This is a genomic window from Pantoea sp. WEP (genome assembly GCF_041678305.1).
Lineage (GTDB): Bacteria > Pseudomonadota > Gammaproteobacteria > Enterobacterales > Enterobacteriaceae > Pantoea > Pantoea dispersa.
This window is the reverse complement of sequence record NZ_JBGNXB010000001.1, coordinates 698760-714856: the sequence shown is the minus strand read 5'-3', so window position 1 is coordinate 714856 and position 16097 is coordinate 698760. Positions and strand designations below refer to the sequence as shown.

The 16097-nt window shown below is 57.6% G+C and carries 15 protein-coding genes; 3 read left to right on the top strand and 12 right to left on the bottom strand.

The genetic code is table 11. From position 1 onward, the window contains the following. Positions 1-26: 26 nt before the first annotated feature. The 3 genes from ABVR31_RS03335 to ABVR31_RS03325 all read right to left on the bottom strand — a co-directional run bounded on the left by ABVR31_RS03335 (position 27) and on the right by ABVR31_RS03325 (position 3296). Positions 27-1364 (bottom strand): serine hydrolase domain-containing protein, encoded by a 1338-nt coding sequence (locus ABVR31_RS03335; protein WP_372773959.1) that lies wholly within the window; start codon positions 1362-1364, stop codon positions 27-29. A 111-nt stretch (positions 1365-1475) separates the two neighbouring features. Then, positions 1476-2258: a MetQ/NlpA family ABC transporter substrate-binding protein gene (locus ABVR31_RS03330; RefSeq protein ID WP_372771817.1), complete on the bottom strand. Its 783-nt coding sequence runs from the start codon at positions 2256-2258 to the stop codon at positions 1476-1478. Positions 2259-2276: 18 nt separating this feature from the next. Then, on the bottom strand, positions 2277-3296 hold the full coding sequence (locus ABVR31_RS03325; protein ID WP_058780927.1) for an isopenicillin N synthase family oxygenase: 1020 nt from the start codon (positions 3294-3296) through the stop codon (positions 2277-2279). A 206-nt stretch (positions 3297-3502) separates the two neighbouring features. Here ABVR31_RS03325 and ABVR31_RS03320 point away from each other — a divergent pair, with 206 nt between their 5' ends. Beyond that, a complete protein-coding gene (locus tag ABVR31_RS03320; RefSeq protein WP_058757188.1) occupies positions 3503-4186 on the top strand; it encodes a YecA family protein in 684 nt (227 codons plus the stop codon). Between the two features lie 49 nt (positions 4187-4235). On the opposite strand, the gene ABVR31_RS03315 is transcribed toward ABVR31_RS03320, so the two are convergent. Continuing rightward, positions 4236-5189: an alpha/beta fold hydrolase gene (locus ABVR31_RS03315; protein ID WP_288421123.1), complete on the bottom strand. Its 954-nt coding sequence runs from the start codon at positions 5187-5189 to the stop codon at positions 4236-4238. Positions 5190-5259: 70 nt separating this feature from the next. Further along, complete coding sequence (locus ABVR31_RS03310) at positions 5260-6399, bottom strand: MFS transporter (RefSeq protein WP_288421294.1); 1140 nt, start codon at positions 6397-6399, stop codon at positions 5260-5262. A gap of 321 nt (positions 6400-6720) precedes the next feature. Here ABVR31_RS03310 and ABVR31_RS03305 point away from each other — a divergent pair, with 321 nt between their 5' ends. Next, positions 6721-7341, top strand: coding sequence for a TetR/AcrR family transcriptional regulator (locus ABVR31_RS03305; RefSeq protein WP_372771816.1), 621 nt, complete (start codon positions 6721-6723; stop codon positions 7339-7341). 33 nt (positions 7342-7374) lie between these two features. Here ABVR31_RS03305 and ABVR31_RS03300 read toward each other — a convergent pair whose 3' ends face one another. From ABVR31_RS03300 to ABVR31_RS03285, 4 genes are all read right to left on the bottom strand, one after another. Further along, positions 7375-8421, bottom strand: coding sequence for a DUF1176 domain-containing protein (locus ABVR31_RS03300; RefSeq protein ID WP_372771815.1), 1047 nt, complete (start codon positions 8419-8421; stop codon positions 7375-7377). 79 nt (positions 8422-8500) lie between these two features. Further along, positions 8501-9679, bottom strand: coding sequence for an arabinose transporter (locus ABVR31_RS03295; RefSeq protein WP_088516723.1), 1179 nt, complete (start codon positions 9677-9679; stop codon positions 8501-8503). A 44-nt stretch (positions 9680-9723) separates the two neighbouring features. Further along, entirely contained in the window at positions 9724-10593 is an 870-nt protein-coding gene (locus ABVR31_RS03290) for an SDR family oxidoreductase (RefSeq protein WP_058776425.1), read from the bottom strand. A 160-nt stretch (positions 10594-10753) separates the two neighbouring features. Further along, positions 10754-11644 carry a LysR family transcriptional regulator gene (locus tag ABVR31_RS03285; protein WP_372771814.1) on the bottom strand — a complete coding sequence of 297 codons (891 nt, stop codon included), beginning with the start codon at positions 11642-11644 and terminating at the stop codon, positions 10754-10756. Between the two features lie 90 nt (positions 11645-11734). On the opposite strand from ABVR31_RS03285, the gene ABVR31_RS03280 reads away from it, so the two are divergent. Continuing rightward, positions 11735-12514 (top strand): NAD(P)H-dependent oxidoreductase, encoded by a 780-nt coding sequence (locus ABVR31_RS03280; protein ID WP_372771813.1) that lies wholly within the window; start codon positions 11735-11737, stop codon positions 12512-12514. 37 nt (positions 12515-12551) lie between these two features. Here the strand turns inward: ABVR31_RS03280 and ABVR31_RS03275 are convergent, their stop codons facing one another. The 3 genes from ABVR31_RS03275 to ABVR31_RS03265 form a co-directional block, all read right to left on the bottom strand. Further along, on the bottom strand, positions 12552-12881 hold the full coding sequence (locus ABVR31_RS03275; protein ID WP_058757234.1) for a DUF1493 family protein: 330 nt from the start codon (positions 12879-12881) through the stop codon (positions 12552-12554). A 143-nt stretch (positions 12882-13024) separates the two neighbouring features. Beyond that, a complete protein-coding gene (locus ABVR31_RS03270) occupies positions 13025-13903 on the bottom strand; it encodes a GyrI-like domain-containing protein (RefSeq protein ID WP_372771812.1) in 879 nt (292 codons plus the stop codon). A 147-nt stretch (positions 13904-14050) separates the two neighbouring features. Then, positions 14051-15103, bottom strand: coding sequence for a hypothetical protein (locus ABVR31_RS03265; protein WP_372771811.1), 1053 nt, complete (start codon positions 15101-15103; stop codon positions 14051-14053). Positions 15104-16097: the final 994 nt, after the last annotated feature.

The following is a 16097-nucleotide window of genomic DNA, read 5'->3' as shown; positions in this document are numbered from 1 at the left end:
TCTGGTTAATTATTTAACTGTCCCATTTACTGACAAGCGCCACGTGCGGAAGGTTCCCGCGCCGCGCTTTGCGCGTCAAATTTCGCTCCACAGCATACCTCAGGCGGCGCGCTTTGCTGAGCAGCAAAATTGCAAGCAACCGTGTTCAGCATCCGGCGATCTTTACGAGCCAAATCACGCAGCAGCGCAATGCCGAGATAGTTGCTCCAGTTGAAGGCGTTTTGCAGCACCACGATGGCATTGCCGTGGGCGCGATCGTAGCCAATAAAGCTGGCATAACCGCCAATATACCCCACCTGATAAGTGATCTGCTGCTGATCATAGGTATCGGTTACCCAGGCGATATTCTGCGCCTGGTTGCCATGCTGCTCATAAGGATAATTGACCTGCGCCAGCGCCTGACCGAGCGCGCCGTGCGCATCGCTGTGCAGATGCGCATCGAGGTAGCGAATCAGATCGCGCGCATTGCTGTACAGGCTGGCGGCCGCCACCATATTGCCGCGAAAGGCCCAGTCCGGCGTCAGCTGACCACGCGCGATCAGTTTCGGCTGATCGCCGGCGTGGCCCAGCGCGCGCCACGGATAGCCGCGCAGAGTTTGCGGATGGAAGCTGCTGCTGGTCATGCCGAGCGGACCAAACAGCTGATGCTGCGCCAGCGTTTCAATGTCCTGATGCAGGCGATGCTGCAGAATATAGCCCAGCAGCGCATAGCCGAGATTGGAGTACTGCGCCGCCGGGTGCGCGGGGGCGCTGAAATCGGCCAGATAACTCAGCACGGCATCGCTATCCAGATTGCCGTAAAAATTTTCGCCGCTGCGCAGGTAAGCCATAAATTTCAGGAACATCGGCAAATCCATATCCTGACGTGGCAGCCCTGAGGTGTGCGTGACCAGCTGCAGCAGCGTGATACGTTTTGCATCCTCACTCAGCGGCACGCCGCGCGGCAGTAGCGTGGCCAGCGTGTCGTTCCAGTGCAGCTCGCCGCGATCCACCAGCCCGATAATGACCTCTGCGGTAACGCCTTTACTCAGCGAGCCCAGTGCAAACAGCGTATCCGGCGTAATGGGATAACGCTGGCGCGCATCGGTGACGCCATAGCTGTAAAACTGCGGCGCGCCGCGCTGGTGAATAATGGCGATGCTGATGCCGGTCACCTGCTTTTGCTGCATGTAGTGGCGCACAATGTCATCGACGTTTTCATGGAAGGAGGCGTGGGAAAGATAGACGCGATCGCCCACCGGTGCGGACGTTTGCGACAGCGTTCCGCAGCCGCTGAGCAGCAGACACAGGGCTGACAGCCGCAGGTGCAACCAGGCGCGAGAAAGCGTCAGCCGCTGAAGTCTGACGAAGCGGGAAATAGCCATCAATTGATAAGTTATTTTTTATGTTATGCAGCAGGTGCCACTGGTGTTGGTGGCGAAATATACCACAGAACAGCGGGTGCGCCACCTGTCAGCCGCAGGTGGCGCCGGGCATTATTGATTAACCGGGATAACCGATCCTTTGTAGTGCTGGTTGATAAATTCAGCAGTTTGCTTTGATTCGAGATCTTTCGCTAACGCGAGAATGCGCGGGTCGCTGGCCAGCTTTGGCGTGGTGACCAGCACGTTGGCATACGGATTATCCTTTGCCTGTTCCAGCGCCAGCGCGTCTTTTGACGGCACCAGCCCGGCCTGCAGGGCATAGTTACCGTTAATAATCGCCAGCTGCGCATCATCCAGCGCGCGCGGCAGCTGCGGCGCTTCAACTTCAATGATCTTCAGATGATGCGGGTTGTCGCTAATGTCCGCCGTGGTCACCAGCGAACTGGCGCTGCGGCTTTTCAGTGTAATCAGGCCGTTGGCCTGCAGCAGATAGAGCGCGCGGCTCAGGTTAGTGACGTTGTTGGGCACCGCCACCTGCGCACCATCCGGCAGATCTTTCAGTGATTTCACTTTGTGCGAGTAAATCCCGAGTGGCTCAATATGCACGGTCGCTACCACGGCAAATTTTTCGCCCAGCGCTTTTTCCTGATCGCGCAGATAAGGCACATGCTGGAAATAGTTGGCATCAACATCGCCTCGCGCCAGCAGCTCGTTGGCGTTTAAATTGCCGTTAAGCTCGATCACCTTCAGGTCGAGCTGTTTGTCGGTTTGTTTGATGTAGTTGAGAATCTCACTGTGCGGCACCGGATCGGCGGCCACGCGCAGTGCCGCGGCGGACGCCACGCTGCTGAATAGGGCCATCAGGGCCAGTGACGCTATCATCGTTTTCTGCATGGGCTTTCCTTACGTTTCTTATGATTTCACTGTGCTTAATGCATCAGCGTAATAGCGCTGCGCCACATCGCGATGGGAACGCAGACGCCCTTTGAGGTAGTTCCAGCCCACTTCGCGCAGCAGCGGATTGTCAGGATCGCTGGTCGGGCCGTGGGCTTCTGCCGCCAGCTGTGGCGGCAGCTGATACAGCGGTACTTCGGCATCCAGCTGCGCACCGAGGAAAAAAGCGATCGACACGCGTTCACGATTAGCCGGCGGCGACACCACGCGGTGCACGGTGGCGCGCAGATACCCATTGCTGGCAATCTCCAGCAGTTCGCCGATGTTAACCACGAACGCGCCCGGCTTGGGCAGCGCATCCACCCAGTGACCGGGTGACACTTCCACCTGTAAACCGGGCTGATCGTCCTGCAGCAAAAAGGTGAGGAAGCCGGAGTCTTTGTGCGCGCCGACGCCCTGCTGGCTGGCTTCTGCTGCCTGACCGGGATAACGAATCAGCTTGATGTGCTCATTGGGCTGGGTGCCATACAGCGCGTCGAACGCATCCGGCGGCAGCGCCAGCGCTTTAGCAAAGGCCCGCAGCAGGCGCAGCGCGATGGCGGTCATCGCCTGCTGCCAGGCGTGCATCACCGGACGCAATTGCGGTAACGCCTCCGGCCATAAGTTAGGCCCCTGTAGCCGTTTCCACGCCGGATCGCCCGGCTGCAGCGTCAGCGCCGCGCGTTCGGCACCGATATCAAACTGTTCACGCTGATCGCGCTGGTCGCGGGTGTATTCCACGCCGGCGTGGTTGTAGCCGCGAAAATGCGGCGAGTGGATCATTGCCACGCGCTGCTTCTCCGCCTGCGGCAGGGCAAAAAACGCCCGCGTGATACTCTGCACGTTGTGCAGCAGTTGCGGGTTGATGCCGTGATTGACCAGATAGAAGAAACCGACGTCACGCGCGGTCTCGCGCAGCTGCGCCAGGTAAGCTGCCTGCTCTGCGTCCGGTAATTCCAGCAGGGCCAGATCCAGTACTGGCAGGGTATCCGCCATGATGTTGTCTCCTCGCTATCGGTAAATCCTGCGTTTACGCTGACATTCGCCGCCGTTTCCCGCCAATACTGTTGCGCGATAAGTTATGGCGATTCCTTTTTAGGCGCACTTCGGCTATCGATATGCAAAAAGCGGTAAATCAGGCGCGCTGCCGCTATAATCGCGCCCAGCAATTTTTGCCCACCAATGCACACCGCAGGAGACGCCGGATGAATCAGGGTCCGTTAACCGAAAAAGAGCTGAACTGGCTTGATGACATGCTGGAAAAATATGGCAACGAACACTCCGTGGTGGACACCGCCGAACTGGACGGCATGCTGACCGCCCTGCTCTCCGGCCCGAACGATATCGAACCGAGCGAATGGCTGGTGGCGATTTGGGGCGGTGAGAAGAAGATTCCTCAGTGGGCGAACGCGCGCGAAATGGACCGCTTCATGGCGCTGACCTTCCAGCACTTTAACGACATCGCCGAGCGGCTGGCGGAGTACCCGGAGCAGTTCGATCCGCTGTTCGGCGAGCAGGAGATGGAAGGCCAGCTGTTTACCGTGGTGGAAGACTGGTGCTACGGCTACATGCGCGGCGTGGCGCTCGATGCGGACTGGGCGCAGCTGCCGGCGGCACAGCAACCGGCGCTGCAGGCGATTGCGCTGCACGGCAGTGAAGCGCAGCTGGCGCAGCGTGAAGCCTTCACCCCGGACGCGTTTGAGGCCAGCATCGAGGCGATTCGTCCGGCGGCGCTGGAACTGCACGAATACTGGCAGGAACAGCGCATGGCGCAGCCCGATCCGGCCCCGCAGCTGCCGCATTTTGCCGGTGAAAAAACCGGCCGCAACGATCCCTGCCCGTGCGGCAGCGGCAAAAAGTTTAAGCAGTGCTGCCTGAATAAAGCCTGAGACGCTCACCTCAACGCAGGCCAGCGCTAAAACTGGCCTGCGCACCGCGTTATTTCCCGGACGCGAGAAACGCCATTACCGCCGCATTCAGCGGCGCGGGGCACTCTTCAGGTAACCAGTGACCGCAGCCAGGTAACACTTTGCCGGTGACCTGCGAGGCGTAGCGGCTGACCACCTGCTGCTCATAGGCACCCAGTCCGCCGTGACCGCCACCGCCAATCGCCAGCATCGGCACAGCAATTTTCTCGCGGGAGAGCTCTTTATTGTCCGCCACTCCCTGATTCAGCACCCGGTAATATTCAAAGGCGGCGTTCAGGCTGTGCGGTTTTGCATAGGATTTGCTGTAAAGATCGAGCAGCGCCGGGGTGAACACCGCTTTGTTGGCGGCATGTTCTTTGATGAAATGCTCGAAGAACAGGCGCTCTTTACCGGCGATCAGCTGTTCAGCGAGCTGTCCCTGCGCCGCAAAGAAGCTGAAGTGCCACACCAGGGATTCGCCTTCGGGCGTAAAGGCCGGGAACTGATAGATGCTCTCATCCGGGATCGGCGCTTCCATAAAGATGGCGCGGCGGATGCGGTCCTGATGTTTCACCAGCAGCGGATAGGTATTCCAGATGCCAATGTCGTGCGCCACCAGATCGAACTTTTTGCCGCCGGCGAACTGTTGTGCCAGCTGATAAAGCAGCGGCGCGACATCGGTGGCGCGATACGAATGCGGCACGTCAGACTGCCCCAGCCCCGGCAGATCCACCGCCACGACGGTGTGGTTTTTTGCCAGTTCCGGCATCAGCTGGTGCCACTCGTACCACGTCTGTCCGAAACCGTGCACCAGATACACCAGCGGTCCGCTGCCGCCCTTCACATAATGCAGGCGCACGCCATCCACAGTTTGATAGCTGCTGGTGAAACCGGCGGGCAGCGGGAATTCATCCGCGGCGGTGCTGGCGGCGGAAAACAGCGCGGCCGAGGCAAGCAGCAGGGTTAACAGTAATTTTTTGAACACGTGATTGATCTCCATTTTGTGATAATGCCATTTAAAACAGTGAATTAAATTTTCATGTACGCACGGCTGGTCAGTGACCTTGTACGCGCTGGTGCCGCGCGCCGGCCTGGAAACCGTGCTGACGCGCCTGCAGTGCGATGAGGAAGCCAACCGCCAGCAGCAACAGCAGCGCCAGCGGGAAGGACGCCACGCCCCAGTGAGTAAGCAACACGCCACCGGCCAGACCGCCGCCGGCAATCGCGCTGTTCCACACCACCACGTTCATCGACAACGCCACATCCGCGCCCTCGCCCGCCGCATCCGCCAGTGCCGTTTGCAGCAGCGTGGCCGCCCCGCCAAACGTCAGCCCCCACAGCGCCACGCCGACATAAACCAGCAGCGGCAAGCGCGCCAGCCAGATGAACAGCAGCGAGACCAGCGCAAACAGCGCCAGACTGCCGAGCACGGCGACGCGCAGGTGGTGATCGACGAGGCGACCGGCCAGGCCGATAGCCGCCAGCGCCGCGATGCCAAACACCAGCAGCACGCTGTCCACCTGCCCGGCGAGGCCCGCCTGGGTAACGAACGGCGCAATGTAGGTGTAGAGAATGTTGTGCGCCGTCATCCACGCCAGCACCACGCCCAGCACCGGGCGCACGCCTGGCGTCATGAACACCGTGCGCAGCGGCAGACGCTGATCGCTGCTTTGTCCCGGATAGTCAGGTACCCGCAGCAGCACCCAGCCGATCAGCAGCAGCGTCATCGCTGACATGATGCCGAACGCCGTGCGCCAGCCCACCGCCGTGCCCAGCCAGGTGCCGACGGGAACGCCCAGCGCCAGCGCAATCGGTGTGCCGACCATCGCCACGGCGAGCGCTTTGCCCTGCTGATGGACCGGCACCATGCGCCGCGCATAGCCAGCCAGCAGGCTCCAGGCGAGTCCCGCCGCTGCGCCGGCGAAAAAGCGCGCCACCAGCGTCAGTGCGAAGTGGGTCGAGAACGTGGTGATGGAGTTAAAAATCAGGAAGCCGACGATAGCCAGCAACAGCACGTTACGGCGGCGCCAGCCCTGGGTAGCGATGGTCAGCGGAATCGCCGCCAGCAGCGAGCCAAGCGCATAAACGGTTACGGTCTGCCCGGCCAGCGCGGTGGAAATGCCGAGGCCCGCCGCCATCTGCGGCAGCAGTCCGGCCGGTAAGGTTTCGGTGATGATGCAGATAAAACCGGTCATAGCCAGCGCCAGCAGCGCGCCCAGCGGTAGCGGCCGGGTTTTATCCGCGGCGGTATTCAAAGTCGTCACAATCAGCGTTCCCGATGTCATCAGCGTGCAGGTAAGGCGCGCGCCTGGTGTTGAAATTATATATACCGATCAGTATATAAATTGGCGAAGTGCGACAACCTGTTACGGTTCAGGAACAACCCTGCGGATACGCTATCCGCCGCCCGCCGGCACAAATATATACTGATCGATACATTAATTGACGCGCGAGACCGTTGTCAACGACTTATGTATCGATTAGTATTTAAGCATTAAGCTTAACGGAGCACTGAGATGGCCACTATGGGACGGCCGCGTACGTTCGATCGTGATGCGGCCATTGAACAGGCGATGAAGATTTTCTGGCAGCACGGCTATGAGTCGACATCGTTAACACAGCTGAAGGCGGGAATTGCCGGCGGTATTTCTGCACCGAGCTTTTACGCGGCTTTTGGCTCGAAGCAGGCGCTGTTTCAGGAGTGTGTGCAGCGTTATCTGTCGACTTACGCGCAGGTGGTGGAGCCGCTGTGGGATAACAGCCTGCCGCCCCGTACCGCAATGGAGACCGCGCTGCGGCGCTCGGCCAGCATGCAGTGTGAGTCCGGTCATCCGCTGGGATGTATGGTCGGCCTGGGCGTGATGAGTGCGCCTTCCGCCGAACACGCGGATGTCACCCAGCCGCTGGCGCGCTCACGCGCCCGCACGCTGGCAGGCATGACGGCCTGCGTGCAGCGCGGCATCGACAGCGGCGAACTGCGCGCCGACACCGATGCCGCCGCCCTCGCCATCGCCCTCGACGCTTTTCTGCTGGGCGTGTCGGTGCTGGTGCGCGATGGCGTCAACGGTGCGCAGATCGATACCGCCATCGCCCACGTCATGGCCGTGTGGGATGCGGCAAAATCCGGGACGGATTAAGCGCCCCAGCCGCCTGGCGACGCACGCTGAATATTACCCCGCCGGTTTGACTTCGGTGACCAGCGTTGGCAGTTGCCATGCGCCGCCGGCGCGGATGGCACGACACATACCGGTGGTGGCCTCGCTGCTCTGCAAGAACTGGCGGCCATCCCACACCCATGCAGCGGTGCTCCAGCAGTCACCAATGCCGCGCCCTTTCTGTGCTTCGCTGATCACGCCGTCGTGATAATCAGATCCGGAATCGGTGATCAGCTGCGGCGTGCCCTGCAGCGCGTTATCCAGCAGCCAGAAACCATAGCCTTCGTTGTAAGCCCCGCGCCAGCACAGCGCGGCAATCAGCACGTGCTGCGCATCCACCGGCGTCAGCGTAGGCGGTTCTGCGCCCTCTTCCGGCTGATCGTCGGACGGCGCGAGATTGTCACAGCTGTCGTCATCGGTCAGCGAGGCAATCAGCTTTGGCTTGACCTGCGCCAGTTCGTCCGGCGTCAGCGGGCGCGGCGCGGCTTTCAGCACATGGACCTGCTGAATCACCGGCATCGCCATTGCCGCCGGTACGCTGGCTTCCGGCTGGTTGCCTTTACGCACCAGCGCGCCCGGCGTGTTCAGCCGTCCCTGCGCCTCATCCATTTTCAACAGCGTGGCAAAGGCCCCGTTGCCGGAGAGCTCAAACGGCTCGGCCGCACCGCGAAACTCCACTCTGGCGCTGCCTTTGATGGCGGCGATCAGCGCCTGGGTCTGCGCGTCGCTTAGCGTCCACTCATCGTTCTCCGCTTTGCTGACTTCGCCCAGCGCGCGATCGTCAATCCACAGCGCCAGCGCATTCACCTGCTGCGCATCATCGTCGCCGGTATCGGCCAGCACCACGCGCCCGTGCGTCAGGCTGTCTGGCCCGCCGGCGCGTGTCAGCAGCACCGATCCGCCCGCGCCCTCTTCGGCGCTGTAGCCGGCGGCGCGGCAGGTCAGCGTATTATCACAAGCCAGCTCCCAGTCTTTATGGCTAAACGAGACGCCTTCGTCGGCCCACAACGGCGTGCTCAGGCTGGCGAACAGCGTCAGCGCCAGCAGCAATCGGCTTTTCATGCCATCTCTCCCTAATGGTAAAGGTGGCTAGTGTGATGATTTTTGCGGCGCGGGAGAAGTGAATTTTTTGCGGCGGGTCTTATTCCATCGCTGCCTGTGGTTGTGGCTGACGCGCCATCAGGCTCAGCGCCACCAGCATCGCCAGCGCCACGGCAATTGCGCCAGCGAGATACACCGAAGCCACGCCGCGGTGGGCGGCCAGCGCGCCCGCCAGCGGACTGGTGACTGCCAGCGCGATATCGAGAAACGCCACGTAAGCCCCCATCGCCAGGCTGCGGGTGTGCGGCGGCGCACGGCGCACCGCTTCCACGCCGAACGCCGGAAAGGCCAGCGAATAGCCAAAACCGGTCAGCGCCGCGCCGAGATAAACCAGCGTCGCGCTATCCGCGCCCCAAATCAGCAGCTGACCGCAGGCTTCAATCAGCACGCACACCAGCGCGACGCGCGCGCCGCCCAGCTTATCCGGCAAATGGGCAAAGAACAGGCGCGCCGCGATAAACGCCACGCCAAACGCGGTGAACGCCAGCGACGCGTTGCCCCAGGCCCTGGCCGCAAACAGCAGCGCGATAAACGCGGTGATCATGCCAAAGCCGACGCTGGCGAGCGCCAGACCCAGTCCCGGCCGCCACACCGCGCCCATGACTTTGTAGAACGGCGTGCGTTTGGTCGAGGTCGGCGCGACGGCGCGCACCTGGGTGATAAACATCAGCGGCAGCAGCGGTACCACGATGATCGCCATGGCGATGCCGGTGAAGTGCCAGCCGTGATAAATCGCCACGCCCAGCGGCGCACCCAGCGCCCAGGCCCCGTAAATCGCGATACCGATCCACGCCATCACTTTACCAGCATTGGCTGGTCCCACCAGCCCGAGTCCCCAGCCGAGCGCGCCGGTGGCCAGCAGGCTCTCGCCCAGCGCCAGCACCACACGCCCCAGCAGCAGGATGGCTACCGAGCTGGCAGGCCGATCAATGAACAGCAGCGAAATCAGGTAGATCACGCCGGAACTCGCCACCACCAACAGCCCGGCCAGCACCGCGCGTTTCGCGCCGCGCATATCGGCGAAGTTGCCCGCCCACGAACGCGTCAGCAGCGACGCGACAAACTGCGCGCCGATGACCGTGCCGATCGCCAGCGTATCCATGCCGAGATTCTGCTGCAGATGCAGCGGCAGCACCGGCAGCTGCATCCCCATGGTGAGAAAAGCGATAAACACCGCCAGCGTCACCGGCAGCAAGGTGATAAATACATTATTTTTCATCGATATAATCCAGAAAAACTGCCGCACGCAGCGGCAGCGTGATATCAGAGATGGGTGTAATAGGCAGGCGTATCGAGCTCGCTCAGCAGGTCCGGGCGGGTTGCAGACCAGTCCAGCAGCGTGCGCGTGCGCTGGCTGGAGACCGCCATGTTGCCCGCCGCCATGTTGGCGAACCAGCCAAAGTGCGCCCGGTCGCGCTCGCCGCTGGGTAATCCGAGCTGGCGTCCTATCGTCTCCGCGATAGCGCGGAACGGCACCGCCTCATCGGCCACCGCGTGATAAACGCGCTCGGTGACGCCCTGCTCCAGCGCCAGCCGATAGACGCGCGCCGCATCGCGACGGTGCACGCCGGACCAGCAGTTCTCACCGCTGCCGCACCAGGCGGAAATCCCGCTCTCACGCGCCAGCCGCACCAGAATCGGCACAAAACCATGGTCGCCGAGGCCATGCACTGACGGCGCCAGCCGCACTGTCGCCACATGCACGCCGCGCTGCGACAGCGCCTGCGCCGCCGCTTCCGACTGACGCGGTGACACCGGCTGCGGCTGATCCAGTTCCGTCGCCCCGCGCGCCATACCGGACAGGCCGGACGTCACCAGCAGCATGCGATCCGATCCGGCAATCGCCTCGCCGAGCAGCTCGATTACCTGACGGTCCTGCTCGCAGTTCTGCACGAAGCGCGAGAAATCGTGGTTGAACGCGGTATGAATGATGGCGTCCGCGGATTGCGCGGCGTCACGCAGCACGTCAGCATCTTCCAGCGAACCGCGAATAACCTGTGCGCCAGTGACGGCCAGCGCCACGGCTTTTTCCGCCGAACGCGCCAGCCCTGTTACCTGATGGCCTGCCGCGATCAACTCTTCCACCACCGCTGAACCCACCCAGCCGGTGGCTCCGGTGACAAATATCTGCATGGTCTTCTCTCCTGCACGTTAAAACGCGAGTGTTTCGTCGTGTTGATATGATGCGTGCTGTGGAGCGGTGGCGCTAATCGCATCAGCAATGCAGGAGCAAGCCTTGTCGGACAAGGCCTGAGGGCATGAAGACCGCGACTTATTCGGCGAGAGTTCAGGTTTACAGCGCCGCGACAATCTGCTGGCGCAGCCATTGCTGGGCGGGCTCGCGATGCAGGCGCTCGTGCCACAGCATCAGGATGTCAAACCCTTCAATCTCCAGCGGCGGTGCAAGCACGCGGAGCTGCGGCGCGTTTCGCACCAGGCGCTCCGGCAGCACGGCGACCAAATCACTGCTGGCCAGCGTGTCGAGCATAAACAGAAAATGCGGCACCGAGAGCGCGACGCGGCGCGTGCGGCCGAGCGTTGCCAGCGCGCGATCGGTGGCTGCGCTGAAGCCGCCGCCATCTGGCGAAACCATCACAAACTCCAGCTGGCAAAAGCGATCCAGCGTCAGGGGCTGCTGCAGCTGCGGATGATCGTGCCGGCCGGCCAGCACGTAGCGCTCGCTGAACAAGCGGCGCTGATGCAGCGTCGGCGGTGCGTTGTCGCCGGTGTGAAACACCACATCCAGCTCGCCCTTCTCCAGTTGCTGCGCCACCTGCGGCGGATTGAGCGCGAATACCGCCATGCGGCTGCGCGGTGCCGCTTCACGAATGAGTTTCAGCGCCGGCAGGATCAGCGCCGATGACATGTAATCGGTGGCGGCAATGCGCCAGGTGAGCTCCGCGCGCGCCGGATCGAACGCTGCCGGCGGTGCCACCGCGCGCTCCAGCGCTTCCAGCGCCAGACGCAGCGGCTCGCGCAGAGCCTCGGCGCGGGCGGTGGGCAGCATGCCGCGCGGACCGGGCAACATCAACGGATCGTCAAACAACACCCGCAGGCGCGCCAGCTGGGCGCTCACCGACGGCTGCGACAGATTGAGGCGCTGCGCCGCGCGCGTCACGTTCTGCTCCACCAGCAACACGTCTAAGGTGTGCAGCAGATTCAAATCCAGCGAGTGAATATTCATGTCATCTATACCTGAGATATCAGCAATTGATTTCTACTATAGCCAGCACTGGCTTAACCTGCAGCGGTTTTCATCTCACAGGATACCGCCATGAATGTTTTGATTGTGTATGCCCATCCGGAACCGCGCTCGCTGAACGGATCGCTGAAAGACTTTGCCGTGAATCATCTGCAGCAGGCGGGCCATCAGGTGCAGGTGTCAGATCTGTACGCCATGAAGTGGAAAGCGCCGCTGGATGCCGCCGATACGCTGGCACCCCCGGTGGGCGCGCATTTTGATGCCACGCTGGATTCGCGTTTCGCCTACGACAACCAGTTGCAGGCAGCGGACATTGCAGCCGAGCAGGAGAAGTTGCGCTGGGCCGACACGGTGATTTTTCAGTTTCCGCTGTGGTGGTTTTCGATGCCGGCAATCATGAAAGGCTGGTTTGACCGCGTGTATGCCAACGGTTTTGCCTATGGCGTCGGCGAGCATAACGATCATCACTGGGGCGATCGCTACGGCGAAGGCACGCTCGCCGGCAAGCGCGCCATGCTGGTGGTAACCACCGGCGGCTGGGAGTCGCACTACGCGCCGCGCGGCATCAACGGCCCGATTGAGGATCTGCTGTTCCCGATCCAGCACGGCATGCTGTTCTATCCCGGCTTCAGCGTGCTGCCACCGCTGGTGCTGTATCGCGTGCAGAAGTCGGCGCAGGAACGCTATGCTGGCTGGTGCACCGCGCTGGCGCAACGGCTGGATCGCTTAGCGCAGGATCAACCGATTGCCTTCCGTCGCCAGAACGGCGGTGAATATGCGATTCCGGCGCTGACGCTGCGCGAGGATCTTGCTGAAGGTGAGCGCGGATTTGGTGTTCACGTGGCACGCTGAGCCGCTGACCGCCAAACCGCAGCGGCGCGCTGCCGCGTCATTCAAACAGCCAGCGCCCCGCCTGCGCCGACGCAATCAGCATGCCCAGCGTGAAATCCGGCACCACCGGCACTTCACGCTTGTTGAACGGGTTGAGGATTTGCGCTAGTGACGGTTCGTCCGGGTAGTAGGTTTCAATAGCGAAATTCGCGCGATCGACCGCGAACTCGCTGAAAAACTCCTCCATCAGCGCGGCGGCTTCGTCGCGCTCGAAGTTGAGATCGCTGTCGATATCAATCTGCGGCGTGAGCGTTTTCTGCTTGAACAGATACACGCCGTCATAGCGCCGCACCAGTTCATAGATACGCTGTTCGAGTTGCTCTGTCATCGTCGCCTCTTCGCCTGTGCTGATAGGATCGCAGGGCATTTTGCCATGCCTTGCCGCGAGGCAGGAGGAAAAAAATGCCAGCCGTGAATACGTATCGCAATCCTGCATAAAAATCCCGATAGCCATTGCTACCGGGACCCTTATCACTTAAGCGGCAGATAGATATCCGTCAGCAATTCATGTTCCGCCACCTCATGCACGAAGTTGTGATAGTGGAAGAACAGCGGGAAATCGCGCAGCTCTTCACCGCTAGCTGGCAACCATTCGCTGTAGAGCGAACGCGCCAGCTCGGTCAACGCGCTGTGCGAGCCGTGATGACGCAGCACCGCGCAGCGTCCGCCGGGAATGGTGCTGTTGACGACGCCAAAAGCGTTGTCTTCGTTGATCGGTGCAGTCACCGAGCCGCAAAGGTGATACTGAAAATCCCCGGCTGGCGTGCTGGCCGGATCGTGCGGCGCGACGCCGAACGTCTGGCTGCTGCGCACCGGCGATGCTCCGCTGCTTTTGCGCCAGGCAATAAACTGCGCCGCCGTTTCGTTGATGCGCTGCGGATCGCCGTGATGCGTGAGCATCGCCACCGGCGTGGTGGGAAACATTTTAATCTCAACTGACATACTCTCTCTCCGTTTGACGGGTGGCTGAGGCATGCGCTGATGCCAGGTAATCCACACCGGCTGCTGACGAAATTCACTCGGCGTCACGTCAAATACCTGTTTAAAGGCGCGACTGAATGATTCGGCATGCTGAAAACCGGCATCGAGCGCAATCTCAATGATTTTCTCGTGCGGATTGAATGCCAGCCGGTACGACGCCCGTTTGAGCCGCATCAGCTGGATGTAACGCCCCGGCGGCATGCCGCACCAGGCGCTGAACTGGCGGTGAAAGTGGTACGGCGAAAAGTGCGCCACTTCACTCAGTTGCTCCAGCAGCAGCGCTTCATCAAGATGGCGTTCGATGTAGTCGAACACCTTGTCAAAGCGCTTGCGGTAGGTCTCGCGGTGATCATTTTTGTTTACTGGCATAGCATCCTCTCTGGGGAATGAGTATGCCCGTGTGGCGGAGAGTGGGCCTGATGGATCTTGCTCAATTAATGCCGCTATAGGGATGTCATTTTGAATACATCTTGCTTTAACAAATAAATCAAAGACGTTTCATCTACTAAAAACGGATTATCTTCCATTCGCATTTGATATGATTTTATTATTAAGTGGGGGACAGCCAATTCTTTTAAGCTTTTCGGATTCAAATCTCAATTGTGCTGGAGATGCTGGACTTAAATTACTCGTTAAGTAGTAAATATTATCCAAATGTGTTACCACAGAAAGTTGAATAACCTTATCACTCATCGTTGCCCTTGAGAAAACATCAGGAATTTTAAGCTCTTCATAATCAGATTTTAAATAACATTCAGATGCAAAACCTAACCCCACCCTGCCTATAACCTTTATCAAAATACCATCTGAAAACTTAAGGGAAAATACCATGAAAAAGCAAACAAAAAAAACCAAGCAATAAAATGTCAATTCTTTATGTGTTTTATAAGCCAGCGCCATTTGGAAAGTAAGGAATATCACCACGTAGTATAGGATAGAAACGGTCATGCAAGCTTTAAACACACTGACGCCTCCAAGGCCATCTTGAAAGACCATAACTATTATGGCGAAACCAAGACATCCAAAAAACATTGGTGAGAATAAAGCCATTAGACAATGGGTTACATGGATAAGGCGCTTATAAAGCGTAGTATTCTTAGTCCTATACTTAGTCAATGCCATGATATATATAGCAACAACTACAGCAATTAAGAACATTGAAAAAATAATCAATGTTAAGTTTTCTAGCAGGATAAAGTATGGCCAGGATGATAACAAAAAACATCCTAAAAACAAAAAAATGATTGGATATCTTCTTATCGATTTAACCTTAGAACAATATATTAAATTTTTGACAAGGAATCGAGCAGTGAAATGCTGACTAAAAATAATTATTGTCAACAACGCTGAAATTATCATAGTGATAATAAAGGATGCCGATCCAAATACAATCAAAACATTCACTTTTACCATATCAACAAAGTCTATATTATATGATAGGCAAATATTTAATAACAGCACTCCTCCATAAATTATTATCATTGGGCCTAACAAAGGAATCACAACTCTCAATCCTTTAATGAAAAATTTGAAATCACTCCGGTAATTTCCTTCCAAATTTTTATTCATTCTCAACCCCATTTACTTTTTGACATCAAAAATAAAGTCATTAAAATAACATAAAAAACAAAACAAAGAAAAACCTAAATTACTATAATTAAAAGATGAGGAAAGCTGTTTATTTAATTTAAGCATAAAAAAACCAATGCGACATAAAATAAAAACCTAAGCGATAACATGTGCACTCGAATGCTTTAGCTTCATTACCTTTATCAAGCAAAAAGTTATTGTTATACACTTTCTATAAAATTCATTACAGATACGTATCTCTTCTCGCGTGAAATTTATTATATCATCTATCTGCGCTTCAGAAAAAATCCTGCTAAAGCTTTATATCTATAGCTAAAGCAATGAATTATGCTAACATCATGAAGGATAGGCTTCAGTGACTATGGATATTTTTGTTTAATTTTTACCCCACCTTAAATAAAATATCACTATCTTTAAAATTACCTTTCAGAAAACTAATCTCCTATACGCACAGGAAAACCATTCACCGTTATTACTTTATCAATACGTACTATTTATCACTACTGCCTTCTAACACTTTTCTAAACAGCCACAGTAAAGGCAGCTCATATATTCGAGCCTGACAGGTAATAACTTTCTCTTTTTCATTGTGTATGTATATTTAAAAGAATGGTGCAAAAACATGTTGTCATATCTCAAATTAAAATTTAATGGTCAATATTCTACATAAACATTATAACTCAAGCCTTTTGTTAAAACTTTAAACTTATAATCACCAAGTTTTACGCGATCTTAATGGATTACAAGTATAATAGAGATGGACATTAATTGAATTTACGGTGAACAACCGATATCTATAAGTGAGTTTGTTCTGCTGGTCCAGCTGGATTGACTATGAAGTGTACCCCAACGACCGGCTGTTGGAAGTAATCTAAACCGATCAGTCAAAGCTAAGTCTGCACCTATCAGGATCACGACAAAAGATATGTGACAGGATAACGAGAAAGTGAATAAAGCACCAAGCTCACATAAC